Source organism: Pseudomonas sp. OE 28.3 (assembly GCF_014268205.2).
In the GTDB taxonomy this organism is placed as follows: Bacteria; Pseudomonadota; Gammaproteobacteria; order Pseudomonadales; family Pseudomonadaceae; genus Aquipseudomonas; species Aquipseudomonas edaphica.
This window is the reverse complement of sequence record NZ_CP077082.1, coordinates 2,363,200-2,389,196: the sequence shown is the minus strand read 5'-3', so window position 1 is coordinate 2,389,196 and position 25,997 is coordinate 2,363,200. Positions and strand designations below refer to the sequence as shown.

General features: G+C 61.7%; 23 protein-coding genes. 18 read left to right on the top strand and 5 right to left on the bottom strand.

Annotated elements, in window-relative coordinates; all coding sequences use genetic code 11:
• Positions 1-630 carry a BRCT domain-containing protein gene (locus HU759_RS10905; protein WP_169987014.1) on the top strand — a complete coding sequence of 210 codons (630 nt, stop codon included), beginning with the start codon at positions 1-3 and terminating at the stop codon, positions 628-630.
• Positions 631-839: 209 nt separating this feature from the next.
• Positions 840-1,766 (top strand): alpha/beta hydrolase, encoded by a 927-nt coding sequence (locus HU759_RS10900; protein ID WP_099550087.1) that lies wholly within the window; start codon positions 840-842, stop codon positions 1,764-1,766.
• On the opposite strand, the gene HU759_RS10895 is transcribed toward HU759_RS10900, so the two are convergent.
• Complete coding sequence (locus HU759_RS10895) at positions 1,736-2,704, bottom strand: GlxA family transcriptional regulator (RefSeq protein WP_017135325.1); 969 nt, start codon at positions 2,702-2,704, stop codon at positions 1,736-1,738. The genes HU759_RS10900 and HU759_RS10895 overlap by 31 nt on opposite strands.
• A gap of 90 nt (positions 2,705-2,794) precedes the next feature.
• Here HU759_RS10895 and inhA point away from each other — a divergent pair, with 90 nt between their 5' ends.
• The gene (gene inhA / locus HU759_RS10890) at positions 2,795-3,475 is read left to right on the top strand and encodes an isonitrile hydratase (protein WP_170040665.1); all 681 of its coding nucleotides are present in this window, start codon (positions 2,795-2,797) and stop codon (positions 3,473-3,475) included.
• A gap of 50 nt (positions 3,476-3,525) precedes the next feature.
• Here the strand turns inward: inhA and HU759_RS10885 are convergent, their stop codons facing one another.
• Positions 3,526-4,155 (bottom strand): LysE family translocator, encoded by a 630-nt coding sequence (locus tag HU759_RS10885; RefSeq protein WP_170040664.1) that lies wholly within the window; start codon positions 4,153-4,155, stop codon positions 3,526-3,528.
• 171 nt (positions 4,156-4,326) lie between these two features.
• Between HU759_RS10885 and HU759_RS10880 the strand changes: the two genes are divergently transcribed.
• From HU759_RS10880 to HU759_RS10810, 15 genes are all read left to right on the top strand, one after another.
• A complete protein-coding gene (locus HU759_RS10880; RefSeq protein ID WP_170040689.1) occupies positions 4,327-4,842 on the top strand; it encodes a sigma-70 family RNA polymerase sigma factor in 516 nt (171 codons plus the stop codon).
• Positions 4,829-5,779, top strand: coding sequence for a FecR domain-containing protein (locus tag HU759_RS10875; protein ID WP_170040663.1), 951 nt, complete (start codon positions 4,829-4,831; stop codon positions 5,777-5,779). Before HU759_RS10880 ends, HU759_RS10875 begins: the two co-directional genes overlap by 14 nt.
• 106 nt (positions 5,780-5,885) lie before the next feature.
• Complete coding sequence (locus HU759_RS10870; RefSeq protein WP_170040662.1) at positions 5,886-8,372, top strand: TonB-dependent receptor; 2,487 nt, start codon at positions 5,886-5,888, stop codon at positions 8,370-8,372.
• Positions 8,373-8,803: 431 nt separating this feature from the next.
• Complete coding sequence (locus HU759_RS10865) at positions 8,804-10,243, top strand: undecaprenyl-phosphate glucose phosphotransferase (protein ID WP_017135331.1); 1,440 nt, start codon at positions 8,804-8,806, stop codon at positions 10,241-10,243.
• Complete coding sequence (locus HU759_RS10860) at positions 10,243-11,703, top strand: mannose-1-phosphate guanylyltransferase/mannose-6-phosphate isomerase (protein WP_017135332.1); 1,461 nt, start codon at positions 10,243-10,245, stop codon at positions 11,701-11,703. Before HU759_RS10865 ends, HU759_RS10860 begins: the two co-directional genes overlap by 1 nt.
• Positions 11,703-12,614, top strand: a complete 912-nt coding sequence (locus HU759_RS10855; protein ID WP_017135333.1) for a glycosyltransferase — start codon at positions 11,703-11,705, stop codon at positions 12,612-12,614. Before HU759_RS10860 ends, HU759_RS10855 begins: the two co-directional genes overlap by 1 nt.
• A gap of 6 nt (positions 12,615-12,620) precedes the next feature.
• A complete protein-coding gene (locus tag HU759_RS10850) occupies positions 12,621-13,415 on the top strand; it encodes a polysaccharide biosynthesis/export family protein (protein ID WP_170040661.1) in 795 nt (264 codons plus the stop codon).
• Positions 13,416-13,491: 76 nt separating this feature from the next.
• The gene (locus tag HU759_RS10845; RefSeq protein ID WP_169987008.1) at positions 13,492-15,471 is read left to right on the top strand and encodes an exopolysaccharide transport family protein; all 1,980 of its coding nucleotides are present in this window, start codon (positions 13,492-13,494) and stop codon (positions 15,469-15,471) included.
• On the top strand, positions 15,471-16,652 hold the full coding sequence (locus HU759_RS10840) for a glycosyltransferase (protein ID WP_017135336.1): 1,182 nt from the start codon (positions 15,471-15,473) through the stop codon (positions 16,650-16,652). The genes HU759_RS10845 and HU759_RS10840 overlap by 1 nt, the downstream gene beginning before the upstream one ends.
• A complete protein-coding gene (locus HU759_RS10835; protein ID WP_170040660.1) occupies positions 16,649-17,989 on the top strand; it encodes a beta-xylosidase in 1,341 nt (446 codons plus the stop codon). The genes HU759_RS10840 and HU759_RS10835 overlap by 4 nt, the downstream gene beginning before the upstream one ends.
• Positions 17,990-18,011: 22 nt before the next feature.
• A complete protein-coding gene (locus HU759_RS10830; RefSeq protein WP_017135338.1) occupies positions 18,012-19,226 on the top strand; it encodes a glycosyltransferase family 4 protein in 1,215 nt (404 codons plus the stop codon).
• Positions 19,217-20,320: a glycosyltransferase family 1 protein gene (locus HU759_RS10825; protein ID WP_138449856.1), complete on the top strand. Its 1,104-nt coding sequence runs from the start codon at positions 19,217-19,219 to the stop codon at positions 20,318-20,320. The genes HU759_RS10830 and HU759_RS10825 overlap by 10 nt, the downstream gene beginning before the upstream one ends.
• Positions 20,320-21,723: an O-antigen ligase family protein gene (locus tag HU759_RS10820; RefSeq protein WP_017135340.1), complete on the top strand. Its 1,404-nt coding sequence runs from the start codon at positions 20,320-20,322 to the stop codon at positions 21,721-21,723. The genes HU759_RS10825 and HU759_RS10820 overlap by 1 nt, the downstream gene beginning before the upstream one ends.
• Complete coding sequence (locus HU759_RS10815; RefSeq protein ID WP_017135341.1) at positions 21,720-22,541, top strand: acyltransferase; 822 nt, start codon at positions 21,720-21,722, stop codon at positions 22,539-22,541. Before HU759_RS10820 ends, HU759_RS10815 begins: the two co-directional genes overlap by 4 nt.
• Positions 22,541-23,947 carry a lipid II flippase MurJ gene (locus HU759_RS10810; protein WP_017135342.1) on the top strand — a complete coding sequence of 469 codons (1,407 nt, stop codon included), beginning with the start codon at positions 22,541-22,543 and terminating at the stop codon, positions 23,945-23,947. The genes HU759_RS10815 and HU759_RS10810 overlap by 1 nt, the downstream gene beginning before the upstream one ends.
• Before the next feature lie 59 nt (positions 23,948-24,006).
• Here the strand turns inward: HU759_RS10810 and HU759_RS10805 are convergent, their stop codons facing one another.
• The 3 genes from HU759_RS10805 to HU759_RS10795 all read right to left on the bottom strand — a co-directional run bounded on the left by HU759_RS10805 (position 24,007) and on the right by HU759_RS10795 (position 25,938).
• On the bottom strand, positions 24,007-24,582 hold the full coding sequence (locus HU759_RS10805) for a DUF4174 domain-containing protein (protein WP_017135343.1): 576 nt from the start codon (positions 24,580-24,582) through the stop codon (positions 24,007-24,009).
• Between the two features lie 176 nt (positions 24,583-24,758).
• Positions 24,759-25,346: a glutathione S-transferase N-terminal domain-containing protein gene (locus HU759_RS10800; RefSeq protein ID WP_170040658.1), complete on the bottom strand. Its 588-nt coding sequence runs from the start codon at positions 25,344-25,346 to the stop codon at positions 24,759-24,761.
• Between the two features lie 13 nt (positions 25,347-25,359).
• The gene (locus HU759_RS10795) at positions 25,360-25,938 is read right to left on the bottom strand and encodes a GNAT family protein (RefSeq protein WP_099550095.1); all 579 of its coding nucleotides are present in this window, start codon (positions 25,936-25,938) and stop codon (positions 25,360-25,362) included.
• Between the last annotated feature and the right edge of the window lie 59 nt (positions 25,939-25,997).

Here is a 25,997-nt window from a genome sequence, read left to right as displayed (position 1 = left end):
ATGGATCTTCATAAGGAATTCGAGCGAAGCATTTTCTTTCACCAGGCACGTATTGACCGACGCTCTGCCGATGCATTGGTCGGGATTACCGCCGGCTTGACGGCTGATGGCAAAATCAACCAAAGGGAAGCCGAGTTTCTCAAAACTTGGATAGAGACCCATCTGATACAACTTGAAGATCCGGTCGTTAACATTCTTTATCAACGTCTCGCCAATATGCTGAGCGACGGTGTGCTGGATGAAGATGAGTCGAACGAGCTATTGGAAATGCTGCATCAATTCTCGGGCCTTCCAATTGGGGCACCTCAGCGCACGACAGGCGTTAGCAGCCTGCCGTTGAACGACCCGGTTCCTGAGCTCGATTGGCAGGGCAGGGTTTTCCTGTTTACAGGAGTCATGGCATACGGTCCTCGCAAAGACTGCGAGTCGCTCGTACTCGAACGAGGAGGCGTGATCGGAAACTCTGTTAGTAAAAAAGTCCATTTCCTGGTGGTGGGCAGCATTGGCAATGAGCAGTGGCTCCACAGTTCCTACGGTACGAAAATCAAGAAAGCAGTGGCGTTGCGAAACAGCGGCGTTCCCATCGCAATCATCAGCGAAACCCACTGGCAACAGGTGGTGTTCGGTTGAATCCCATCATTTCCATCCTCATTCACGTCCCAGACTGGCGCACCGCAACCGACGGGCTAGACAAGTCAGGCAACTGACTTCAAGCGTGCAATGCACCGTCATCGGCTTGAGCTAGAGTTCCAGCAACGTTGGCCTGACCCTGACCTGTGGCGAGCAAGCTCGCTCGCTACAGGTATCTATCGTTCGATCAATCATTTGGTATTTGCACCATGAACCCACTCGCCCAGTTGCTCTACGTGCGCACCTCCATGCTCGACGTGGCCTATGAAGCCCACGGCCCCGAAGGCGGCGCGCCGATTATCCTGCTGCACGGTTTCCCCTACGACCCGCGTGGCTACGATGACATCGCGCCGGTGCTGGCCGAGCGTGGCTACCGCGTGCTGGTGCCTTACCTGCGCGGCTATGGCCCGACGCGGTTTATCAATGAGCAGGTCATGCGCTCCGGCCAACAGGCGGCGTTGGCCAAGGATTTGCTGGACTTCATGGATGCCCTTCACATCCCGCAAGCCACTTTGGCGGGATATGACTGGGGTGGCCGCGCCGCGTGTATCGTCGCCGCGCTGTGGCCCGAGCGCGTACGTGGGTTGGTGACGGGAGATGGCTATAACATTCAGGACATCGCCAACTCACTCAAGCCGGGTGCGCCCGAGACAGAGCATCGCTTGTGGTATCAGTTTTACTTTCACACCCAGCGCGGTGTGGACGGTTTGACTGCCAATCGCCGCGAGCTGTGCGAGCTGCTGTGGAAGCTGTGGTCGCCGACCTGGGCCGAAGGGCCGAGCCTCTACGCCAAGACCGCGCCGTCATTTGATAACCCGGATTTTGTCGAGGTGGTCATTCACTCCTATCGCCATCGCTTCATGTACGCCCCCGGCGACCCGGCGTTGGAAGCGATCGAACAGGCACTGGCGCTGCAACCGCCGATCTCGGTGCCGAGCATTTCGCTGTGCGGTGCCGATGATGGCGTCGGCCCGGCCCCGGTCGAGGACGACGATGTGGCGTGCTTCAGCGGCGAGTATCGGCGCCAGGTGTTGCCGGGCGTTGGCCACAATGTGTTCCAGGAAGCGCCGCAGGTGACCCTTGAGGCGCTGTTTGAACTGCTCGCTCACGACACCGGCGAAAAGCGTTCGCGGTAAGCCTGGGGCGTCACCGATAACGCGCGCAGAAAGCTGCGGCGCAAGGTTTCTTCGCAGCCGAACCCGCACTGCACGGCAATGCGTTTGATGGACGCCGTGCTGTCGGCCAACTGCCGCCGCGCCGTTTCCACGCGGATCAGTTCGACGGCGCGTGCCGGGGTTTGGCCGGTTTCGGTGCGGTAGTGGCGCACAAAACTGCGCTCGCTCATGCCAGCCTGAGCGGCCAACGTGGCGATGTTCAAATCCAGGGTAAGGTTTTCGGCCATCCAGGCGTGCAAGTCGGCAAAACGGCTGTCGCCCTTTTGCAGCGATAACGTCGCGCTGAATTGCGATTGCCCGCCCGGACGCTTGAGGAACACCACCAAATGCCGCGCCACTTCAAGGGCGACGGCGCGGCCCAGGTCTTCTTCCACCAGGGCCAGGCACAGGTCGATGCCGGCGGTGACACCGGCGGAGGTCCACACCGCACCTTGCTGGATAAAGATCGGGTTGGACTCCACCGTCAGCGCGGGAAACTTGCGCGCCAGCTCTTCACAGCGCGTCCAGTGGGTGGCCACGCGGCAGCCGTCGAGCAAGCCGCTGGCGGCGAGCAAAAAAGCCCCGGTGCACACCGACGTCATGCGCCGTGTGTGCCTGGCCTTTTCGCGCACCCACTGCACCAACGCGGGGTCTTCGGCAGCGCCATACACGCCCCAGCCGCCTGCGATCACCAATGTGTCGCAGGGTGTATCCAGCGCGGGCAGCGGCTCGGCCACCAACGCCAGGCCAGCGGAGGTCATCACCGGCGCATCCTGCGCGGCGACCACCGAAACCGCGTAAGGCAACGGCAGGCCGCGCTGGCGCGCCAGGTCATTGGTTGAGGCGAACACCTGCAACGGCCCGGTCACGTCGAGCACTTGGGCATTTTCAAAAGCGAGAACGTGGATGATCCGGGTCATGATTGGCGTGATTTGTGGGCTCAATGGCGTATTCGCCAAAGCATAGGCCTCTACAGTGAAGCCGTCCACCCCTTTATCGGAGCTTGATTCATGACCTTGCAGATCGGTTTTCTGTTGTTCCCCGGTATCCAGCAGCTTGACCTTACCGGCCCCTATGACGTGCTGGGGTCGCTGCCGGATGTGAAGCTGCATCTGGTGTGGAAAGACCTGGCACCGATCACCTCCAGCACCGGACTGGTGTTCACTCCGACCATGACGTATGCCGACTGCCCGCGCCTGGATGTGCTGTGCGTGCCCGGCGGCTCCGGCGTCGGTGCCTTGATGGAAGACCCGCAAACACTCGACTTCCTCAAAGCCCAGGCGCAGACCGCCCGCTACGTGACCTCGGTATGCACCGGCTCACTGGTGCTCGGCGCGGCCGGTTTGCTGCGCGGCCGTAAAGCCACCACCCATTGGGCTTACCACGACCTGCTCGCCCCGCTGGGCGCCATCCCGGTGCAAGCGCGCGTGGTGCGTGACGGCAACCTGTTCACCGGTGGCGGGATCACTGCGGGGATCGATTTCGCACTGACCCTGGCCGCCGAGCTGTACAGTGAAGCCGCCGCACAGCTTGTGCAGTTGCAGATCGAATACGCGCCGGCACCGCCGTTTGACGCGGGCAGCCCGAGCACCGCGCCTGAACATGTGCTGGAAGAAGCCCACAAGCGCACGGCGGAATCGCGTCGGGTGCGCGGTGAAATTGTGGCGCGGGCGGCGGCGCGGTTGGGCTGATGGCACCTGCGCAGCAAATTCTGTGGCGGTAGTGCTGTAATGGCGGTGGGTCAGGCAGGCCGGGACATAAACGCCAACCGCGCCGCCAATAGCGTCAGCACGGTCGCCAGGCCCCATTTCTGCAGCCTGGCGCTGTGGCTGCTGCCCGCAAACACTCGGCTTATCGCCCCGCCAAAAATGCCCAGCAAGGCGTGGAAAACCCCGGCGATCAGGGTCAGAACGCCGCCCAGCACCCACAGCTGCATGGCGATGGAGCCGGCCTCGGGCCTGACGAATTGGGGCAGGAACACCATGAAAAACAGCAACGCCTTAGGGTTGAGCAAACTGTTGAGCATGGCCTGCACAAACACATGCCCTAAACGCACGCGCCGGACCTGGCTCATGTCCAGGCCGGTGTTTTTTTGCAAGGTCTTGAACACCAGCCACAGCAGGTAGATCACCCCGGCGTAACGAATCAAATCAAACGCCGGCGGCCAACTGGCGACCAAGGCGGTGACCCCACTGGCCGTCAAGGCGGTCAACAGCAAATCCGCCACGCAGATCCCCAGGCTTGAAGCCACGCCACCGCGCCAGCCATAACTCACGCCATGGCTGATCACAAACGCCATGTTCGGCCCCGGCGACAGCAGCAACAGCAAAACAGCGCCGGAAAACACCGCAAGGGTTGCAAGGTCGATCATGCTCAAGCCCTCCACCAGAGAAAGCCTGCAGATTAAACGGCGCGCCGTGCGGCAACAAAAAATTGTGCTGGATACATTCTTCGCCAACGGTCATGTCGGGTGATTGCTCATTGCCACAACCAACGATTAGAATGCGAAACATTATCAATAATACCCTGCGTCAGGATGCCCCTGTTGAGCGACCATCCTCTGGACTCTTCCGCTATCGGCCAGCTCTACCATGCCCATTCTTCCTGGTTACGCGGCTGGTTGAGCCGGCGTACGGGCTGTCGTGAACATGCCGCTGACCTGGCGCAGGAAACCTTTGTGCGGCTGCTCAACGCGCGCAAACAACAGACCTTGCAACAACCGCGCGCCTACCTGAGCAGCATTGCGCGCAGCCTGATGATCGACCAGTACCGGCGCCGCGAGCTGGAGCGCGCCTACCTTGAAAGCCTGGCGCACTTCCCGCAAGTGGATGTGCCGTCGGAAGAAACCCGCCGGTTGATCCTTGACAGCCTGGAGCGCATCGACCGCTTGCTCGACCAGCTCAAGCCACGAGTGCGCGAAGCGTTTTTGCTGGCGCAACTGGACGGCCTGACCTGCGCACAAATTGCCCTGCGTTTGGGCGTGTCCAAGGCCACGGTTGAGCGCGACCTGGCCAAAGCCCTGCATGCCTGCTACCGGTTACGTTATGCCGAACTTTGACCCGCGCCTGGTCGACCAGGCCATCCAGTGGATGATCCGGCTGCGTTTCAACATCGCCGATGACGTCAGCACTGCTGCGTTCGAACAGTGGCTGCAGAGCAGCCCCGAGCACCAACGGGTGTGGCAACGGGTGGCCACCATGAGCGATGAGTTCAGCCACGTGCCCGCCGGTGCCGGGCGCCATGCCCTCAACGGCGCACGCCAACGCATCAGTCGCCGTGACACCTTGAAGGTGCTGGGCCTGTTTGCCGGCGCCGCCGGCCTCGCCTGGCTCGGGCGCGACCACACGCCCCTGCCGGTGTTGATGGCCGACTACCGCACCGCCACCGGTGAGCGTCGTTGGGTGACACTCAACGATGGCAGCCAGATCCAGCTCAACAGCGCCAGTGCGATCGACGTTGCGCTCAGTACCGAACGGCGCCGGGTCCGCCTGCGCCAGGGTGAAATGCTGATCAACACCGGCGCCGACAGTCGACCGTTCTGGGTACAAACCCGTGACGGCTACCTGCGTGCCCTCGGCACGCGCTTTCTGGTACGCGAAGAAGGCCAAGGCACGTTGCTCGCCGTGCAACAAGGCAGCGTGGCGGTGTATGCCGACCTGTACGACAGCAGCGCGCGCCAACTGATCAACCCCGGAGAACAGGTGCTGTTCGACCGCACCCACCTGCGCCCACCGATCGCCAACGGCCTGGATCCCTGGGCCTGGAGCGACGGCGTGATCAGCGCCCACAACATGCGCCTGGATGATTTCCTCGCCGAGCTGAGCCGCTACCGCAACGGTTTGGTGCGCTGCAGCGAGGCCGTGGCCGGGTTGCGCGTATCGGGCACTTACCAGTTGGATGACACCGACCAGGTGCTCAACCTGGTGGCGCAGTCGCTGGCGGTCAACGTCACCTATCGCAGCCGTTATTGGGTGACGGTTACGTCCCGCGCTTAGTGCATAAAAAATAAATGAGGTTGTTTCTCATTGCCGCTCGACCTGTAAGGAAAGGCCGATCAACAGGCCGGTTCTGTTCACTTCCTTAAAGGAGCATCCCGCGGTCATGCAAGCGTTCCCTTCCCAACGTTCCCCCCTCAAGCGCGCGGTGCAGGCCGCCCTGCTGGGCGCCTGCCTGAGCGACGGCGCCCTGCCGCTGGCCGTGATGGCCGAAACACTCGCCAACGACACCCAGGCACGCGATTGGCAGATTGCCCCAGGTGCGCTGGCCAACGTGCTGGACCAGTTCGCCCGCCAGGCCGGCATCAGCCTGTCCTACGACGCTACCAGCGTCGCCAACAAGTCGAGCCCAGGCTTGAACGGGCGCTATGAGCGCGAGCAAGCCTTGGGCGAACTCTTGCGTGGCCACGGCTTGCAGGCACAACGTCAAGGCGCAAGCACTTGGCTGCTATTGCCACACATCGCCGAGACCGGCGCGCTGAACCTGGGCGCCACCACCGTCACCGGCGAGCGTCTGGGTGCCACCACCGATGGCAGCGGTTCCTACACCACGGGCGCGGTCACCATCGGTAAAGGTCAACACAGCCTGCGGGAAACACCGCAATCGGTCAGTGTGATGACCCGCCAACTGATGGACGACCAGAACCTCACCACCATCGAAGACGTGATGGAACACACCCCGGGAATCACCGCCTACGCATCCCCCATGGGCGGTAAATATTTCTATTCCCGTGGCTTCAAGATGCTCGGCCAATACCAGTACGACGGCGTACCGCTGGACATGGGCAAAGACTACGTACAGGCCGACAGTTTCAGCGCCAACATGGCGATCTACGACCGCGTGGAAGTGCTCAAGGGCGCAGCCGGCATGCTCAAGGGTGCCGGTACCGCCAGTGGTGCCGTCAATTTTGTGCGTAAACGCCCCCAGGCCAAGCCGACCTCCAGCCTGTCGCTGGCCGCTGGCACCTGGGACAACTACCGGGCCGACGTCGACACCGGCGGCCCCTTGAATGACAGCGGCACCGTGCGCGGCCGCGCGGCATTCAGCCAGCAGGATCGCGGTTCCTACATGGATATTTCCAAACGCAAGGACCAGGCCTTCTACGCCGCGCTGGATGTCGACCTCAACCCCGACACCACCCTGGGGCTGGGCGCCAGCTACGAAGACATCGACGCCAGCCCGTGCTGGGGCGGTCTACCGCGTTACAAGGATGGCAAGAGCGCCAAATTGAGCCGCTCCACCTGCCTTGGCCAATCCTGGAACGACTGGCAAAGCCAGCGCGTCACCTTCTTCGCCGACCTCACCCACCACTTCAACGACGACTGGCAACTCAAGGTCGCCGCCGTGCATAGCCGCAACCTGCAAGACACCAAGTACGCCGCCAGCGAAGGCACTATCGCCTATGGTGATCCCGCGCCCACGGCCAATTCCTACGCCGCGCTGATGGACTACGATCACAAGGACTTCGGCCTCGACGCCTACCTGGACGGCAAGTTCGAAGCCTTCGGCCTGGCGCATGAACTGATCATCGGCGCCAACGGCAGCCGTGGCACTCAGGACGACGTCTACGCGATCCGGAATCTGCCGACTCGCCAGAGCATCTATCAACCCGACCACCACTTCCCGGAGCCGGCCAACGACACCTTCTGGCCGAATATGTACCGGGGCGGTACGGTCAAGGAAACCGCCACCCAATACGGCGCCTACGGCACCCTGCGCCTGCGCCTGGCCGAACCGTTGATGCTGGTTCTCGGCAGTCGCGTCAGTTGGTATGAAAACCGCCGTGAGTCCTTGAACCTGGCTTGGGGCGAGTGGGCCGACCAGGATGCGCGCACCAAGGAAACCGGGGTGGTCACGCCGTTTGCCGCGCTGATCTACGACCTCAATGACAACCTTTCGGTGTACGCCAGCTACGCCGATATCTTCCAGCCACAAAGCTCCTACGCCACGGTCAGCGGTTCGGCCCTCAAGCCGAAAATGGGTGAGAATTATGAGCTGGGTATCAAGGGCGAATGGTTTGACGGGCGCCTTAACAGTTCCCTGGCGCTGTTTCGCGCCATCGAAAAAAACGCCGCCCAAACCGATTTCATCACCCGCTGCGGCAGTTCCTCCGACGGCTACTGCTACACCGACACTGGCAAAGTTCGCGCCCAAGGGGTCGAGGCCGAGCTGAGCGGCGAATTGCTTGAACGTCTGCAAGTGTTTGGCGGCTACACCTACACGCAAACCAAAAACCTGAAGAACATCGACAGCGCAGCCGAAGGCGCGGTGTCCAACACCTACGTACCCCGGCATATGCTGCGTTTATGGGGCGACTACCAGTTGGACGGTGCCCTGTCAAAATGGACAGTTGGCGCAGGGGTCAACGCCCAGAGCAGTAACTACCGCCTGCAAACCATCAAACTGGAGCAGGCCGGGTATGCGTTGTGGAATGCGCGCATTGCGTATCAGGTGGACGACACCTGGACTGTGGCGCTCAACGGCAACAACCTGTTCGATAAAAACTACTACCAGACCGTGGGTACCTCAGGCTGGGGTAATCTTTATGGAGAGCCGCGCAACCTCACGCTGAGCCTCAAAGGCAACTTCTAAACATCACCAGTCCTTGCACCAGAGCCGGCAAGCCGGCTCTGGTTCGACAACCCCCCTTCCCCCGCCCTGCTTATGTCAAAAAAAGCTTTTTTCGCTGGCAGGCAAATCCCCACGTTTGTTCCTACACTCCAAAAAGCCATCATCGATTCTCGATTTTTCTGAAAACACGGCCTCTAATGTCAATAAATCGTCATACCATGGGTCTCATGAGAGCCATTGAGGGCGACGGCGGAAAAAAGCCAAAACATTGACACGGAACCTCAAGGAAGCCACTATTTAGCCATCATTCCGTAAATTCCTGCGTCTGAACAGGCATTACGTATTACCCAGCAACTGCAGTTGTTCGATTTGCACCACTTGTAAAGCAAACCTGCCTTATGGATGAGCAAAACGAACAGGAACGTTCTGGTGGTGTATTGAGGATCTGATCTATGCGCGGTAAATCGTCGGTCGATAGCCTGTTTTTGACTCGTCCCGGTTTCGTTGAGTTTTTTGTCGTCTTCGTCAAACTGATCCACGGCCTCACTGCTGTGGTGCCGGCAATTATCCTGTTGTTCTACCCGGAACCTGTCGCCGAGCACATGCGCAACCACTACCTGGGCCTGCTGGTATTCTTTGCGCTCTTGACCATCATTCTGTTCCAGGCCCTGGGGGTGTACTCCGAGGATCTGTTCAGCAATCGCCTGCGTTTTCGCGTGATGCTGGTGGCCTGGGTCTCGGCGTTTTGCATCTTGCTGTTCATGTACCAGATCCTGCTGCTGTTCCCACAGTTGAGCCCACGCAACCTGACGGCCTGGTTCTCCATGAGCCTGGTGCTTTTTGGCGTGGAGCGGATATTGATGCTGCGCCTGTATCGCCATTTGATGAAGAACGGCAAGTTCTTGCAACGTACGGTGATCCTGGGCTTTACCGAGACGGCGGTGCATGTGGCTGAACACCTGTCGCGCAACAGCGATATCCGTTCCGGCCTGATCGGCTTTATCGACGACCGTACCGAGCGCATTCCCAAGGAATTGAGCCGCCTGCCCTTGCTGGGCAATACCCGCGACCTGGAAAAGCTGATCCGCTCCGAACAGGTCAGCCAGGTCATGATCACCCTGCCCTGGGCCGCCGAGCAGCGTATCAACGGGCTGGTCAAGCGCCTGCGGCAGATGTCGGTGAACGTCATGCTGGTGCCCGACATGGCTGCCTTGCGTTATGGGCATAACCGCATCACCGATGTGGGCGGCATCCTGATGTTCAATACCTCGCAGTTGCCGCTGCGCGGCTGGTCGCCCTTTATCAAGCGTTGCGAAGACCTGCTGCTGGCCAGCATCGGCCTGTTGTTGCTGTCACCGGTGATGCTGGCGACGGCCATCGCGATCAAGCTCGATTCCAAGGGCCCGGTGCTGTTCCGCCAGAAGCGCTTTGGCTACAACGACAACCTGATCCGGGTGTTCAAGTTCCGCTCGATGTACGTCGAACAGACCGACCTGAACGCCGAGAACCAGACCACACGCCAGGACCCGCGCATCACCCGGGTAGGCAGGATCATTCGCAAGACCAGCATCGATGAGCTGCCACAACTGTTCAACGTGCTGCTGGGCAATATGTCGATGGTCGGCCCGCGCCCTCACGCCACGGCCACCAAGGCCGCCGGGGTTCCGTTCGAGCAAGCGGTCAGCGAATACAGCTCACGCCACCGGGTCAAGCCAGGCATCACCGGCTGGGCACAGATCAATGGCTACCGTGGCGAGACCGACACCCTGTTCAAAATCCAGAAGCGAGTCGAATACGACCTGGAATACATCGCTAAATGGTCGGTGTGGCTGGATCTGTACATCGTTTTCATGACGGTTCCGGCCGTCCTTTCCACCAAGGAAGTCTATTGATGAACCCTCTTAACGGATTGATCCCGTGCATCATCTCCGGTGGTTCGGGCACGCGGCTGTGGCCGGTTTCGCGGCAGAACATGCCCAAACCCTTCATGCGCATGCGCGACGACCAGAGCCTGCTGCAAAAGACCTTCCTGCGCGCCAGCCACTTGCCAGGGGTGGAGAGCATCCTGACGGTAACCAACCGCGACCTGCTGTTTCGCACCCTCGACGACTACCGCGCGGTGAACACCCAGCGATTGGCCCTCGAGCTGCTGCTGGAGCCGTTTGGACGTAACACCGCCGCCGCCATCGCCGTGGCCGCCTTGCATGTGCAGGAGCATTTCGGCGCTGAAGCGCAGTTGCTGGTGATGCCCGCCGACCACCTGATCCTTGATGAAGCGGCCTTCGCCCAAGCGGTAGAAAAAGCCCGCGCACTGGCCGAGGCCGGTTACCTGGTGACCTTCGGCATTCAGCCTGACCGTGCCGAAACCGGCTTTGGCTATATCGAACAAGGCGCAGCGTTAGGGGCCGGGTTTCAGGTCCGGCGCTTTGTCGAGAAGCCCGACCTGGCCACCGCCCAAGGCTATTTGGACGGCGGCAAGCACCTGTGGAATGCCGGCATGTTCTGCTTCAAGGCTGCCAGCCTGTTGGAAGAATTGGCCAGCCACGCCCCGGCAGTCCTGGAGGCTGCCAAGGCCGCACTCGAGCACAGCCAGAGCCTGCAGAACAGCAGCAGTCGCCAGCGTGAACTGAGCCCGGAAGGTTTCAGTACCGCGCCGGACATCTCCATCGACGTGGCCCTGATGGAAAAATCCGCAAAGGTCGCGGTCGTGCCCTGCAACATTGGCTGGAGCGATATCGGCTCCTGGGAAGCGCTGCGCCAACTCACCCCCAGTGATGACAATGGCAACCAGATCAATGGCGAGGCGATCCTGCACGACGTGCATAACTGCTACATCGACTCGCCCAAGCGGGTACTCGGTGCAGTGGGCGTGCGCGACCTGATCATCGTCGACACCCCGGACGCACTGTTGATCGCCGACGCCCACCGCAGCCAGGACGTGCGCTATATCGTCGCCGAACTCAAGCGCCAGAATCACCCGGCGTTCAGCCTGCATCGCACGGTCACCCGCCCGTGGGGCACCTACACGGTGCTGGAAGAAAGCACGCGCTTCAAAATCAAGCGCATTGTGGTCAAGCCCAAAGGCTCGCTGTCCCTGCAAATGCACCATCACCGCAGCGAGCATTGGGTAGTGGTCAGCGGCGCAGCGATGATCACCAATGGCGAGCGCGAGATCCTGCTCAACATGAACGAGTCCACCTACATTCCCGCCGGCCACAAACACCGCCTGACCAACCCCGGCATCATTGACCTGGTGATGATCGAGGTACAGAGCGGTGAGTACCTGGGCGAAGACGACATCGTGCGTTATGACGACATCTACGGCCGCGCTCCGGTGGAAGTGAAACCCTGATGCGCACGTCCCTGATCATCCCCACCCGCAACGCGGCCAGCCATCTGGACCGCCTGCTGCCAGCGCTGCGCATGCAGACCTTGCAACCGGACGAGATGCTGGTGGTCGACAGCGCATCGAGCGATGACACCGTGGCGCGCTTTCGCGAGTTTGGCGCGCGTGTGGAGGTGATTGATGCCCGCGACTTCAACCACGGCGGCACACGGCGCTGGGCCAGTGAACAGGTGGGCGGCGACGCTTTGATCGTCATGACCCAGGACGCGATCCCCGCCACGGCCGAGACCTTCACCAACCTGATCGCCGAATTGCAACGGGAGCCGCTCAATGGCGTGGCCTACGGCCGGCAACTGCCGCACCCCGGTGCAGGGGTGCTGGGGGCACAGTCGCGGCACTTCAATTACCCGGCGGCCAGCCGCAGCAAAAGCCTGGCCGATGCACCGCAGCTAGGGATCAAGACCTGCTTCAGCTCCGACTCGTTTTCGGTGTACCGGCGCAGCGCCCTGCAGGCGGTGGGTGGTTTTCCCCAGGATGTGATTGGCAGCGAAGACGCCTACGTCGCCGCACGCATGTTGCTGGCCGGCTACCAGGTGCGCTACGCCGCCAGCGCGCAGGTGTATCACTCCCATGATTACCGCTTGCTGGACGAGTTCAAGCGCTACTTCGATATCGGTGTGTTCTACGGCCGCGAGGCGTGGATTCGCCAGGCGTTCGGCGACGCCGGCGGCGAAGGTAAACGTTATGTGCTGGCCGAACTGCGCGCATTGCGCGAGGCCAACGCGCTGCACCGCGCGCCGGAAGTGGTGGTGCGCAGCGCCTTTAAATTGCTGGGTTATCGCCTCGGCCACCTTGAACGCCACTTGCCCAACGCGCTTAAACGGCGCCTGGGCATGTTTTCCACCTACTGGACTTGAGCCGTCATGAAGACTACCAACCGACGTTCCCGTCTTACCCTGCTCAGCCTCTTGAGTGCCTCAATCTGGCTGGCGGGCTGTTCGACCCCCGCGCGGGTGCCGCTTCCTGACAACAATACGCTCAAGGCCGGCCATCAAGCGGCGCTGACCCTGGCCGACCTGCCACCGCCGCAGGTGCTGATCCAGACCGGCGACTCGCTGCGGATCGTGCGCGATGCCCAGGAGCCGGCGGCGGCCGATGACATGACCGTATTCGTCGTGCGCCCCGACGGCGTGATCTCGGTGCCCAATATTGGCCGGGTCAAGGCCGCCTTGCGCACGCCCGAAGACCTGGGCAAGGAAATCACCGAGAAGTACAAGCGCATCTACCGCGAACCGGCGGTGACGGTGAACATCGCCAGCGCGCCGAGCAACAAGGTGTTTATCGGCGGTGCGGTGTCCAACCCGGCGTTTTTCGACTTGGCCGGCAACGTCAGCGTCGAGCAGGCGCTGCTCAGTTCCGGTGGTGTATTGCCCTCGGCGGATGCCTCCAACGTGGCCTTGCTGCGCACCGGGCCCGATGGCAAGTACAGGACGTACTTCATCAGCCTGGAAAGCATGTTGACCAACCCCAATCACCCGCGGGTGGCGTTGCAGCGCGGCGACTTGATCTTCGTGCCGCAGTCGGGCATCGGCGCGACGGTGGAGGCCGTGGATATGTACTTCACCAAGCTGTTTCCGGTTAGCAAAGGGGTTGGACTGGGCTTGAATTATCAGCTCAACAACAAGTCCGGCGATACCTTTGTCACCTTTCCAAAATGATTAAGACGCAGGCTTTGTATCACTTGAGCACGCCGATTTCATTCGGCGAACAACATCTGTCCAATGGAGTGATCCTGTGATCGAAATCCGCTCTCTTCGCGACCTGCTGCGGCTGTTTTTCATCTACCGCCGCGAATTCAAACTGGCAGTGATCACCACGATCGTCGTCGCGGTGCTGGGTGCCTTCCTGCTGCCGGCTCGCTACGAGTCCGACGCGCGCTTGCTGGTCAAGCCGGGGCGGGACAACACCACCTTGCCGATCGAAGCCGCCAACCGCCAGACGCTGATTGCCCCGAGCACCCAGCACGACCCGATTGTCGACGAAGAAAAAATGCTCACGGGCCGGCCCATCGTGCATATCGTTGCCGAGCGCTATATGGCGATGACCTCCGAGCCGCCGCAGGGCTTCTGGAAGGTCACCAAGTTCTACGTCAAGAAGGGCGTTGGCGAAGTCGTCAACGGCGTGCGCAGCGTGCTGCAGTTCGTAGGCCTTGCCGAGAAACAAAGCCCGCTGGAGCGCCTGGCGACCTCGCTGGAGAAGAACTTCAAAGCCGCTCACGAGCCAGGCTCTTCGGTGATCGAGATTTCCTTCACCTGGGACGACCCGGCGGTGGCGCAAAAAGTCGTCGAAGAATGGGTCAACGCCTACCTTGAGGAACGTGCGCGGATTCTCGGGCGCAAGAGCCTGCATACCTTCTATGAAACCGAACGCGCCAAGGTGGCGGAAAATATCCAGAGCCTGAAGGACCAACTGCAAGTCCGTTTGAAGCAGATCGATTCGATCAGTGTCGATGCGCGCCTGAAGAACCTCACCAGCCAGATCGACCGTGTCACCGACGCCAAGGTCAGCGCACAAAACCAGATCTCGGGCATTCGCAGCCTCCTGGCCAACGCCAGCCAGCAGATCAAGAGCCAGCCGGCAGACGTGGTGACGATGCGCGAAACCAGCCTCAACCCCACCCAACTGGACCTCAAGCGCCAGCTCAATGCGCTGCAAGTGGAACGCGCACGCCTGTTGCGCACCTACCTGCCGGGCACGCCGCAGGTCAATCAGATCGAGCAGAATATCCGCGACATCGAAGCCCTCAGCGCTCAGGAAGCCACGCGCCTGGAACGCTCGCAAAACACCGCGCCCAACAGCCTGGTGATCAACATCAAGCAGCAAGTGATCGACGCCCAATTACAAGAGCGCAAACTGGCCGGCGAAATCGAGAACTACGACAAAACCCTTGCCGAGCTGCGCGATCAGCGTGACAAGGCGATGACCGATGAGCCGGAACTCAACAAGCTGAGCCAACAACTGCGCGCCGCCGAAAAAAGCTACGCGTTGTACTCGGACAACCTTGAACAGGCGCGAATCGATCATGAACTGGACAACAGCCAGATCAGCAACATCGCCCTGATCGAACACGCCACCCTGAACCCGTCACGTGTGTTTCCCAAAAGCCTGCTGATTCTGTTGTTCGCCATTCCCGCCGGCGTGGCCGTGGGCTTCTTGACCATTTATGTGCTGTACCTGCTGGACCAACGCATCCACGATGGCACACGCTTGCAGGAGATGTTCCAGGTGCCGTTGTGGAGCAGCATCCCCGACGTGCAAGACGCCACGCCGGCCGCCGTCACCGCCAGCCTCTATCGCTTGTACAGCCTGCTGCCCCTGGAGCGCATCGCCAGTGAAGGCTTTGCCCTGGGCCTGACCTCGGCGCGGCATGGCGAGGGTGTGACGTTTATCATCGAGCAGCTCAAGCGCCTGCTGGAAGAACGTGGCCATCGCGTCTCGGTCGACGGGGCGAACGCGCCCACGGCGGGTGAAGTGCTGTTGCTGGATGCCTCGGCCTTGTCATCCAACCCGCAGGCCTTCCTGACGCTGCGCCGTGCCGACCAGATCGTGCTGGTGATCGAAGCCCGCACCAGTACCGTACCGACCATCGAAAACGCGGTGTCGCTGCTGACCACCGCGTTCGGCAAAGTCGACGGCATGATCCTCAACCGCCGCCGCTTCGAAGTACCGGCCAAGGTCCTGGCGCGGATCAACAGCTGGCGCGGTGCGGCCTGATGCGTATTGCATTGCTGGCACCTCTGCCGCCGGAGCAGACCGGGATCGCCGATTACGCCGCGCATTTGCGCAACGCGTTGATCGAACTGGGCCTTGAAGTGGTGACCCCCCTCGCGGGTTGCCAGGACCTGGCTGAACAGTTGCGGCGCTTGCAAGCCTTTGACTGGCACGGTGTGGATCTGGTCCATGCCGAACTGGGAGGTGGGCGCTTCGGTGAGTTCCAGGCGCTTGACTACCTGCGTCGGGCACAACCACAACTGCCGTTGACCGCTACGGTGCATGACCCGGAGCGCTTGATCTGGCGCCGGGCCAAGCTGTTTTTCCCCTTGACCCTGCTCGAACGCCTGCCCCACCCGTTGCCCCAGGCGGCGGCACTGCTGGCCGACCCGCTGACCTTGCACGAAGAACGACGCCTGGCCAAAGGGATGCGCCGGCTGATCACCCTCACCCACCTGGGAGGCGACTGCCTGCGCCAACGCATGGGCCTGCGTCCGCAGCAAGTGGCGGTGATTGCTCACGGCAACCTACCCATCGCGGCCCAGGACTTGCCGCCACTTGCGCCGTTGCGTCTGTTGTATTTCGGCTTTATCTATCGCGGCAAGGGCATTGAGGACCTGCTCCAGGCCCTGGCCCAGTCACTGGCCACCCACCCGCAATGCCGAGGCCAGGTGCGCCTGACCCTGGCCGGCGGCACCGCCCCGGAAATGACCTTCGACCCGGCCGGCAACTACCTCGACGGCCTGCGCCAACAGATCATCGCGCTGCACCTGGAGGATGTGGTGGACTGGCAGTTGGACCTGCCATCAGCGCAGATCGCCGCTACGATCCAGGCGCACCATGTGATGGTGCTGCCCTACCGCGAATCGAAAAAACTCGGTTTCCTGGGACAGATGCGTGGCACCAGTGGCGCGCTGTCATGGGCCAATGCCTGCGGGCGCGGGGTGATCACCTCCAATGCGCGTGCCTTTGCTGAAGAGGTGGCCGGCGGCAATGGCATCACCTATCAGCAGGGCGATATCGATTCCTTGAGCAACGCCTTAAACCGCTTGATCCTCGACCCGCAGCAGGCCCGGCAATGGGCTACCCGGGCAGCGGAAATCGGCCACCAACGCCAGTGGGCCACCACGGCCCGACGTTTTGCCGAACTATTTCGGGATGCTTGTGAGGAGCCGTTGCGATGAATATTTCATCTGTTCGCCCGATGTGGCGCTATCTGCCGCTGGTGCTGGCAATCGCCGTGGGTGGCGCCCTGCTGTCGAGTGAAAAAGTCGATGCGCAGCCGGTGAACCTGGCCCCGGAGCGCAGTGTGGTATGGAAGGACTTCCTCGGCGTGAACGCGCACTTTCTGTGGTTCACGCCCGAGCAGTACCGCCAGCAGATCACGCAATACAAGAAACTTGGATTGCAATGGGTGCGGGTCGACCTGCACTGGGATCGCCTGGAGCCCACAGAAGACGGTTATCAACTCAGCACCTTCGATGAACTGGAACGCACCCTGAGCGCTGAAAAAATCCGCTCGGTGTTTTACCTGGTGGGCTCGGCGCCCTTTATCACCACCGCCCCCAAGGGCGCAAAGTTCCAGGACCAGTATCGCCCGCGGGACCCCGAAATCTATGCGCTGCGCCTGGCACTCCTGGCCAAGCGCTACCCCAATATTGATGCCTGGCAGGTATGGAACGAGCAGAACCTGCCGAACAACTGGCGCCCCGAAGTCAACGCCAAGGAGTACGGGCAATTGTTATTGGCCAGTCACCAGGCGTTGAATATTGCCGCGCCCGGCAAACTGCAGGTCATGGGCGGCATGGCGTACTACAGCCAAATGCCGCCGCGTGGCAAAACCCTGATGTTCGAAGCGCTCGGCGCGCTGGGCGTGCAAAACCTGGGCATGGTCGCGGCCTATCACCCTTATTCGATGACCCCGGAAACCGATGAACCGGGCAAGAACGAAGTGCTGCTGCGCGGTGATCAACTCAATACCATGCTGCACGGCGCCGGGATCAAGAACGTATGGGCTACCGAGTGGGGCTGGTCCAGCTATGCCGGCCCCAAAGAGATGCAGGACCTGATCGGTATCGACGGGCAGGCCGACTACACCTTGCGCCGTCTGGCGTTGATGGCGTCCCAGGACTATCAGAAGATTTTCCTGTTCGCGCTGTCCGACCTCGACCAACGCGCCTCGCCACGCGACCAGCATTACGGCCTGCTGAACCTGGACGGCGAACCCAAGCCGGTGTACACCGCCCTCGCCCGCTTCCTTGAGATCACCGGTCCCTCTCTTAAACCCGGCACCACGCCACAACTCAAGGACGTGCCGGGCAGTTTCTACAGCGTGGCCTGGACACGGCCTGACGGAAAACACCTGTTGATGTACTGGAGTGCCGAAGGCAGCAGCATCAGCCTGCCGGATATTAAACGCGCAGAACTGCTGGACCCGCTGACCGGAGCCCGGCAAACCCTGAGCGACGACAACGGTATTCGCCCAGTGGTGAAGCCGAGTTTGCAGATACTGGTGTGGTAGCCCAGGGCATGGAGAGCTGTACATGAGAATCCTATGGATTGTGCCCTACCTGCCGTGGCCGACCACCAGCGGCGGCAAGACCCGGCAGTATCATTTGCTGCGCACCTTGAGTGAGCGCGGGCATCGCATCACGCTGCTGGCGCAATCGAAGACACCGGCCGATGACGCGGCGCACGCAGCCCTTGAACCATTGCTCGAGCGACTGATCGTGGTGCCGCGCCGGCCACTGAAACACCCGATGACCCTGCTCGCGGGCGTATTCGCACCGTGGCCGCTGCTGACCACGGTCAATGGCCTGTCGGCACCGTTGCAAGCCCAATTTGCGCAACTGTTGAACGAGCGCTGGGACGTGATTCAAGTGGAACACAGCTACAGCCTGCAACCGTTTCTGCGCACCTTGCAGCAGCGCAAGCGCGAGTTTGTGCTGACCGAGCACAACCTGGAATCAAGCCTGGGCGGCGCCACTTATGACCGTTTCCCCAAGTGGGCCGCGCCGTTCGTGCAGTACGACCAATGGCGCTGCCGACAATGGGAGCGCAAGGCCTTCGATGCCGCCGCCCATGTGATTGCGGTGACCGAGGCGGACGCCCAGGCCATGCGGCCGTTGACTGCAACGCCGGTAAGCGTGGTGGTCAATGGCGTCGACAGCCGTGCCTTCGCCCAGGTCAGTGCCGATGCGCAGAGCCAGCGTTTGTTGTTTGTCGGCAATTACGAATACGCACCGAACCTGGACGCTGTGCAGTGGTTGCTTGAGGAGATATTCCCCCGGGTCTGGCTGCAGTGTCCGAACGCGCGCCTGGCGGTGGCCGGTTACGGCTTGCCCGAACACTGGCGCGACCGTTGGCCGGATGAACGTGTCGAGTGGCTGGGGTTTGTTCCTGATCTGTGCGCTCTGCAACGGCGCTGCGCCGGTTTTGTCGCCGCGTTGCGCCATGGCGGCGGCTCCAAGCTCAAGGTGTTGGAGGCAATGGCCGCCGGCTTGCCGCTGGTCAGCACGGCCCAGGGTGTTTCCGGGTTGGCGGTGCAACCACAGGCGCATTACCTGGCGGGCGAAAGCGCCGAGGCTCTGGCCGACGCCATCGTGCGCCTGCTCGATCAGCCGCTGCTGGCCCGGCAACTGGCCGATGCGGCACGCGAGTATGCGCGGCAGTACCACGACTGGGCGGTGGCCGGTGACGAACTGGAGCACATCTACAACACCTTGATCGACTCTAAGGAATTTCAGCCATGCGCGTAGCCCTGGACTATCGCCCCGCCACGGTTGCGCCCTCGTCGGGCATCGCCCGCCAGGTCCTGGCGCTGGAAGATGCCCTGCGCGCGCGGGACAACACTGAGGTGCTGCTGTTCACTGAGGCGCCCCTGGACCACCCGCAACGCCAGACCGCCATATGCCCACCGTGGGCCAGCCCGCTGGATGGCCTGCAACGGCCGCAGGTACGCTTGCGGTTTGAGCGAAAATTTTTGCCCAGATCCTTGCATGAGCAACAGATCGACCTGCACATCGCCACGGCCAATATGGGCTTGCCGCTGTGCCGCAAACCCGCCGGCACCCGTTATGTCCTGGTGCTGCATGACCTGTTTCAGCTGACTCAGCGTAACTTCCATCGCTCCAGGCTCAAGGCCCTGGCCTATCGCTTGATCGACGGTGCCTCGATTGCCTGGTCGGTGTGGCAGGCTGACCGGGTGTGGTGCCCTTCGCAGTTTTCCTGCAACGAAGCCGCCCGCGTATTCCCCTGGGCCCGGGCCAAGTTCCGGGTGTTGAACAACCTGGTGCCCGAATTGAATGCAGCGCCAGAACCGCAGCCAGACAACCTGCCGGCGCGTTACTGGTTGGTGGTGGGCACACGGGAGCCGCGCAAGAACATGGCATTTTTCCTGCGCCAATGGCAGGCCTGCCGTACGGCGAACCCTGAGGTGCCGGACCTGGTACTGGTGGGCCACGCCAGCGATGTACCGTCCGCCCTTGGCGAACTGCCGGGCCTGCACTGGTGCAGCGGTTTATCCGACGGCCAACTGCAAGCCCTTTACCGTCATACCGACTGCCTATGGCAGCCGTCTTATGCCGAGGGCTTTGGCCTGCCGGTGGTGGAAGCCTTGAGTGTGGGCACGCCGGTGGCGGTGGCACGCGGTTCCGCCCTGGATGAAGTCGCGCCGCCCGGCGCCCCGCGCTTCGACCCACACGATGCCAGGCAATTGCAGAACGTCATGCAGCAAATGGCAACCGCAGGCAACACGGCAGACGCCGAAACGCAGCGCGCCTGGGCCCGGCAATTTGCCGAACCGGCCTATCGCTCGCGCCTGGATACTTTGCTCAAGGAATTGGACCGCTAATGCTGCCAGGAAAATTCATCAGCCTGCTCCTGGGCCTGGTCTTCGGCATTTTGCTGTTGGCCCTGTCGCCGATCAAGACCTTGCTGGTCGTGGCCGGCGCGGGTGTGGCCTTGACCCTGATCCGCTTTCCCCTGTGGGGTTTGCTGATTTTCGCGGTGTTGGCCACCAGCATTCCCTACACCACGTTGGAACTGGGGATCCGCACCACCATCAGCGAAGCGGTGTTGGGGCTGACCTGGGTCGGGGTGTTCTGGCAATCGTTTATCGGCAAGACCCGCGGCTTGATCCTGTGGCGTCCGACCGAGCGCGCGCTGATGTGGCTGATGCTGTTCAGCACTATTCCGTTTATCTGGGGCATGGTCATCATCCATGCCGAAGGCAACGGGCCGGTGAACTGGGTACGCTGGCTGATGAACCTGTCGTTGCTGTTTATCGTGCCGTTGCTGCTGCGCACCGACGCCGACCGCGACAAGGTGGTGGTCGCCCTGCTGCTGGGCAACCTGGCGATGCTGTTGCTGTCGATTTTCATGTTTCTGAAGACGCGCAACGCCATGTCGATGATCGAGGTGCTCACCGACCTCAAGTACGCCCACCCGGAAGCGGTGAAGGATATTTTTTCCGCCAACTACACGCGCATGGCCTCGCCCTGGGTGCACCCTAACCTGACGGGTGGCGTGCTGGTGCTGTTTATCCCCCTGGCGCTGTTCTACGGCTGGACCCGCAGCGGCTGGCGCCGGGCGCTGGGCCTGGCGGTGGCGGTGCTGGGTTGCGCCGGCCTGCTGCTGAGTATTTCCCGTGGCGCCATCGTGGCCCTGGCGCTGGTGCTGATCTGGCTGACCTATAAGCGCGTGCCTAACAGCGGGCGCATCATCGGTATCGGCGTGGCGTTTGGGGTTGCGCTGGTGATGTTCTATCCGCCGTTGCAGGAGCGCTTGCTGACCATCTTCTCGTCCACCAATGCCAGTACCGAAATCCGCTTCGACGAGTACGCAAGATTCCCCGAGGCCATGTCGACATATCCCCTGGGGATCGGCTTCAAGATAGACCCACCCGTACCCGGCACCAACCTGCTGGGCATCTCCAACCTGTGGCTGAACTTCATCTACAAGGTCGGCATTCCGGGGATGCTGTTGTTTATCACCGTCACTGTGTTGTGGTGGCGGGAAGTGCGGCCCCTGGGCCAGGTGCGCAAGGTCACCGCCGACAACGCCCTGTGGCTGGGGTGTATCTGCGGCGTGATGGCAGCGCTGTTGACGGGGATTTTCGACCACTATTTCAGCTTCACCTTTGTACTGATCGCGCTGTTCTGGCTGTTGATGGGCATGAGCCTGCAACAGGTGCGTCTGCGCCCCTCCATTACCGCCCCTGTTGCTGCTATTGCGCCAAAGGATAACCAACCATGAAGCACCGGATGATTCACTCCACCGATTTGCGCGACCGCCTCCCCACACTGGCCGCTGAAATAGGCGTGAGCCTGCCGGACCTGGAAGAGGCGCTGGACTGGTGCCTGGCCAACGACGTGGTGTTTGAAGAGGGCGAAGGCGACAACAAGCGCTTCTGGATAAACTCCATCGACCTGGAACCCGCCCTTGAGCACCCGGTGGCCCGCCTTTTGTTCCGTCGTATGAAACAGGACCTGCCGGGCAAGCTACTTCCGCGCTATGGCAAAAACTGGGCAACTATCAAGGATCGCTGGCGCAACGCCTGGGACATGGCCTACAACATTTTGATCAACAAGATCCCCAGCCACCATGTGCGCATTGCCTGGCTGCGCCTGGGCGGCGCGAAGATCGGCAAGGGCACAAGCTTGTGGCGTAACACCGAAGTATTGGGCATCCACAACTTGAGAGTCGGTGACGATACGGTGATCGCCTGGCATTGCCAGGTGGACGCCCGCGCCGGGCTGGTGATCGGCAACCACGTGGCGATCGCTTCCCACGTGCTGATCATCGCCGGCAGTCATGACTTGCAGGCTCCGGAGTTCTGGTCGATTTCCGGGCCGATCTACATCGACGACTATGTGTGGATCGGCAGCCGGGCGTTGATCGGCTACGGCACGCACCTGGGGCATGGCTCGGTGATCAGCGCCAATACCGTGGTGGCCAAGGCTGTGGCCCCCTACAAAATCATTGGCGGTTCCGGGGCCAAAATCATGGGCGAACGCTGCCATGATCTGAACTATAAGGTGGGTGGCAAGGGCCTGTTCACCCTGTTCCACTGATGTTCGGCAGCACGCTCTGGCTGACCGTCGCGACCCTCGCCGGGCTGGTCGCCGGTTTTGCCCGCGAATGGCTGCTGGTGGCGGCCTGGGGCGCGGGCAGTCGCAGCGACGGGTTTCTGGTGGCGGTGTTTTTGCCCGAAGCGTTGCGCATGACCCTGGCCGCCGGCTTGCTTGCGGCGGCTGCCCTGCCCCTTTATCAACAACGCGACCCACAACGCCAGCAAGCCTGGCTGGCCAGTCTTTCCCCACGCCTGCTGGGCGTGGGCCTGGCCCTGTTTGCCGTACTGGCGCTGGGCGCGCCGCTGTGGGTGCGCCTGATCGGCCCCGGCCTGGACGCCGAGGCCCATGCCGAAGCCGCCGCTAACTTGCGTTGGCTGGCGGCCTGTGCGCCGGGCCTGGTGATGCATGGGTTGTTCAGTATTCCCTTGCAGGCACGCCAACGTTTTGTGCTGCCGGGCCTGGGCTCTTTACTGTTCAATCTGCCACCGGTGCTGTACCTGTTTATCCGTGGCAGCGCAAGCGACAGCGGCGAACTGGCCATGAGCTTTTTTGCCGGCAGTGTGTTGATGTGCCTGCCGCTGCTGGCGCCGGTCTGGTCTTTCGGCTGGCGACCGTGGCAAGTCACTGGCGACAAGCTGGCGGGCCGCGAACTGTTGGGGCGCATCGGGCCATTGTTGGCCAGCAATGTCGCCAGCCAGGGGCTGGCGCTGCTCGAACGCTTGATCGCCAGTTACCTGGGAGAAGGTGCCGTTACGTGGGTCAACCTTGCCCGCAAGTTGATCAACCTGCCATTGATCGCCCTGATGAGCCTCAACCAGGTGCTGCTGGGCATGATGAGCGGCGAACAAGGCCAACAGCGCCTGGCCCTGCTGCGTCGCGGCCTGGATGCTGCGACCCTGCTCAGCCTGCCGGCCGCCCTCGGACTGATCGGCGCCAGCCCGGTGCTGATTCATCTGCTGATGCCCACCCAAAGCGCCGACGGCCCACTGCCGGCGCTGCTGGCCTGGTTCGCGACGCCACTGGTGTTCGGCGCCTGGAACGCCATGCTCGCCCGCTATGCCTATGCCAGCGGCGACACGCGCCTGCCCTTGCGCTGCGAATTGCTGGGCAGCGGGGTCAACGCTTTGCTGTTGGTGCTGCTGCCGTACTTTCTGGGTTTACCGGGTATCGCCTTGGCGGCATTGGGCGGGGTTATCGTCACCAACCTGCTGCTGATGCAACGCCAACAATTGCTTGGCCAACTGGGCTGGCCGCTGCAATGGGGGCTGAGTGCGGTATTACTGGGTTTTGCAGCCGTCATCTTGCATCCACTGCAAAACGATGGCTGGCAACTGGGCTTGAGTACCGTGACGGCAGCCCTGGTATTGGGAGGGTTGGCTGGGTGGTTCAAGCCGTGGAAACAGTAAACTGGAACCACCACCGCAACGGCCTGCGCAGGAGCTGGTAAGCCAGCTCCTGCACGGACTCAGTCATCCAGCTGTTGAGGCGCAGCCGGCTTGGCTGCCTTACCCGCTTTGGTAGCGTTCTTGCCAGGCGCAGGCGCAGGTTCTGGCACAACCGGAGCAGCCGCTTCTTTCTCGGCCATCGGCATCTGGTCGATGGTGCTGAAGAACACCTTCAGGTCGAGGGGATCCGGCGGTACGGTCTTCTCCAGTTTCTTCTCGCCATCCTTGCCGATCAGGATCACCTTTGTACCGCTGCCGGCGCCGAGCTTGAGGGCACGGATCAGCGCGTTGGTTTCAGGTGGCGTGAGCTTCTTGTTGTCCTTGGGGTCCTTGGCGAATTTTTCGCCTTCAGCACCGATGCTGCCGAACTTCACGGTGTAGAACACCATGCTGCGCTCTTCAAAGGACTGCTTGGTAGCAGGCTCATCCAATTGTTTCTTGAGGGTCGCCAGGGTGTCGTTGCCGGAATCGAGCTCCACCACCACCAGCGGCCGAGCCTTGCCCAAGTCCTGCTTGAGCGGGTTGATATCATCAGCGGCCAACAGCGGCCCCGTAAAAGCCATCAAGGTAGCCAGGGTCAGCGACCGGATGAGCATGCGCACCTCCTTTGAATTCCATGCAGGGTTCTTGAGTTTCATGTCTGCGACAGTCAATTTCAAGGATGATTCCTACACCTCGTTAAGAAGCGTAGGTCAGTAAGCCTGCCACGCAAGGGCTCGAATGGGGTTATCCGTCATTGTTTCTTCAGATTGCGGAACCATTACGAGGCGTTCTATTGCGGCCAATGCCGCGCAAATACCGGCGCCACCACCGGGTCGGCATCCACTCGCGCCAGCGTTTGGGCAAAGCCTGGCGCGAGGTTGTTCAACACCTCCCGCGCCGCGTCCCAACGCGACACCGCGGCCGCCATAATGCCCAGCGCGTTCGGCACATTGCCGGGGGCGAACAACTGGTCGGCAAACTGCTCGGCAAACACCACCCAGGCCTGGTGCAGGTAACGGCGCGTGCCGCTGATCAATTGCGCCTGTGCGGCGTCATCCACATTACCGAGCCAGCGTTGCGGGTAGTCGATGATGCCGACCGCCGAATAGCAATTGGCGGCGATGTATACCAGCCCGCGCAGGATCTGCGCACGGTTGCCGGCGAGCAGCTCGGAGGCGGGAAACTCCAGGCCCAGGTGGATCAGGATCGCGGCGCTTTCGGTCAGCACCTGGCCCTCGGGCGTCACCAACGTGGGAATTTGTTTGAGTGGGTTGATGCGGGCCAGGGCGTCGATGCGCCGCCATGCCACCGCGCAACGCTGCAGGGCGATTTCGATCATGCAGGAGCCGGATTCGTCGATGCCGTAGAGCGTGTACATGGGGGTTGTCTCCTTATCGCTGCAGTTTGGCCTGCAAGCTGGCCTTCACCTGCAGCCATTCCGAATCGATGATGCTGAACCGCACCGAATTGCGCTTGCGCCCATCGGGCATGATGCGCTCGTGGCGCACAATGCCCTCTTGCACGGCGCCAAGGCGCAGGATCGCGGCACGGGATTTTTCGTTGAGTTCATCGGTAGTGAACTGCACCCGCACACAGTCGAGCACTTCAAAAGCGTAGGTCAGCAGCAAGAGCTTGGCTTCGGTGTTGATGCCGGTTTTTTGCGTGGACTCGGCCAGCCAGGTGTGACCGATTTCCAGCTTGCGATTGGCCCGATCGACCTTCCAGAACCGCGTGCTGCCCACCACCTGGCCAGTGCCGGCGCGCACCAGGGTGAAGGGGATCACGCTGCCCGCGTCGCGGCCGGCCAAGGCCGTGTCGATGTAGGTGTCGATGGTGTCCGGACCTGGCACGTTGGTGACCTTGAGGTTCCACAATTGGCCGTCGGCGGCCGCTTCAAGCAAGGCGGTTTTGTGTTCGCGTTGCAGGGGCTGGAGTTCGACCGTGCTGCCGGTCAACGTGATCTGAGTCATGGAAGCTGCGCCGTCTGAGAGTGGTCGTCAGCGGCCAAGAGTGCAGGCTCGCCCCACGT

What these genes read in the sequence shown, in the direction of transcription:
- HU759_RS10815 (WP_017135341.1), top strand. Translation starts at nt 21,720, where the DNA reads ATGAAGCACCGGATGATTCACTCCACCGATTTGCGCGACCGCCTCCCC.
- HU759_RS10895 (WP_017135325.1), bottom strand. Translation starts at nt 2,704, where the DNA reads ATGACCCGGATCATCCACGTTCTCGCTTTTGAAAATGCCCAAGTGCTC.
- HU759_RS10875 (WP_170040663.1), top strand. Translation starts at nt 4,829, where the DNA reads ATGCCGAACTTTGACCCGCGCCTGGTCGACCAGGCCATCCAGTGGATG.
- inhA (WP_170040665.1), top strand. Translation starts at nt 2,795, where the DNA reads ATGACCTTGCAGATCGGTTTTCTGTTGTTCCCCGGTATCCAGCAGCTT.
- HU759_RS10885 (WP_170040664.1), bottom strand. Translation starts at nt 4,155, where the DNA reads ATGATCGACCTTGCAACCCTTGCGGTGTTTTCCGGCGCTGTTTTGCTG.
- HU759_RS10805 (WP_017135343.1), bottom strand. Translation starts at nt 24,582, where the DNA reads ATGCTCATCCGGTCGCTGACCCTGGCTACCTTGATGGCTTTTACGGGG.
- HU759_RS10830 (WP_017135338.1), top strand. Translation starts at nt 18,012, where the DNA reads ATGAGAATCCTATGGATTGTGCCCTACCTGCCGTGGCCGACCACCAGC.
- HU759_RS10835 (WP_170040660.1), top strand. Translation starts at nt 16,649, where the DNA reads ATGAATATTTCATCTGTTCGCCCGATGTGGCGCTATCTGCCGCTGGTG.
- HU759_RS10850 (WP_170040661.1), top strand. Translation starts at nt 12,621, where the DNA reads ATGAAGACTACCAACCGACGTTCCCGTCTTACCCTGCTCAGCCTCTTG.
- HU759_RS10795 (WP_099550095.1), bottom strand. Translation starts at nt 25,938, where the DNA reads ATGACTCAGATCACGTTGACCGGCAGCACGGTCGAACTCCAGCCCCTG.
- HU759_RS10865 (WP_017135331.1), top strand. Translation starts at nt 8,804, where the DNA reads ATGCGCGGTAAATCGTCGGTCGATAGCCTGTTTTTGACTCGTCCCGGT.
- HU759_RS10905 (WP_169987014.1), top strand. Translation starts at nt 1, where the DNA reads ATGGATCTTCATAAGGAATTCGAGCGAAGCATTTTCTTTCACCAGGCA.
- HU759_RS10825 (WP_138449856.1), top strand. Translation starts at nt 19,217, where the DNA reads ATGCGCGTAGCCCTGGACTATCGCCCCGCCACGGTTGCGCCCTCGTCG.
- HU759_RS10870 (WP_170040662.1), top strand. Translation starts at nt 5,886, where the DNA reads ATGCAAGCGTTCCCTTCCCAACGTTCCCCCCTCAAGCGCGCGGTGCAG.
- HU759_RS10860 (WP_017135332.1), top strand. Translation starts at nt 10,243, where the DNA reads ATGAACCCTCTTAACGGATTGATCCCGTGCATCATCTCCGGTGGTTCG.
- HU759_RS10840 (WP_017135336.1), top strand. Translation starts at nt 15,471, where the DNA reads ATGCGTATTGCATTGCTGGCACCTCTGCCGCCGGAGCAGACCGGGATC.
- HU759_RS10810 (WP_017135342.1), top strand. Translation starts at nt 22,541, where the DNA reads ATGTTCGGCAGCACGCTCTGGCTGACCGTCGCGACCCTCGCCGGGCTG.
- HU759_RS10855 (WP_017135333.1), top strand. Translation starts at nt 11,703, where the DNA reads ATGCGCACGTCCCTGATCATCCCCACCCGCAACGCGGCCAGCCATCTG.
- HU759_RS10820 (WP_017135340.1), top strand. Translation starts at nt 20,320, where the DNA reads ATGCTGCCAGGAAAATTCATCAGCCTGCTCCTGGGCCTGGTCTTCGGC.
- HU759_RS10800 (WP_170040658.1), bottom strand. Translation starts at nt 25,346, where the DNA reads ATGTACACGCTCTACGGCATCGACGAATCCGGCTCCTGCATGATCGAA.
- HU759_RS10900 (WP_099550087.1), top strand. Translation starts at nt 840, where the DNA reads ATGAACCCACTCGCCCAGTTGCTCTACGTGCGCACCTCCATGCTCGAC.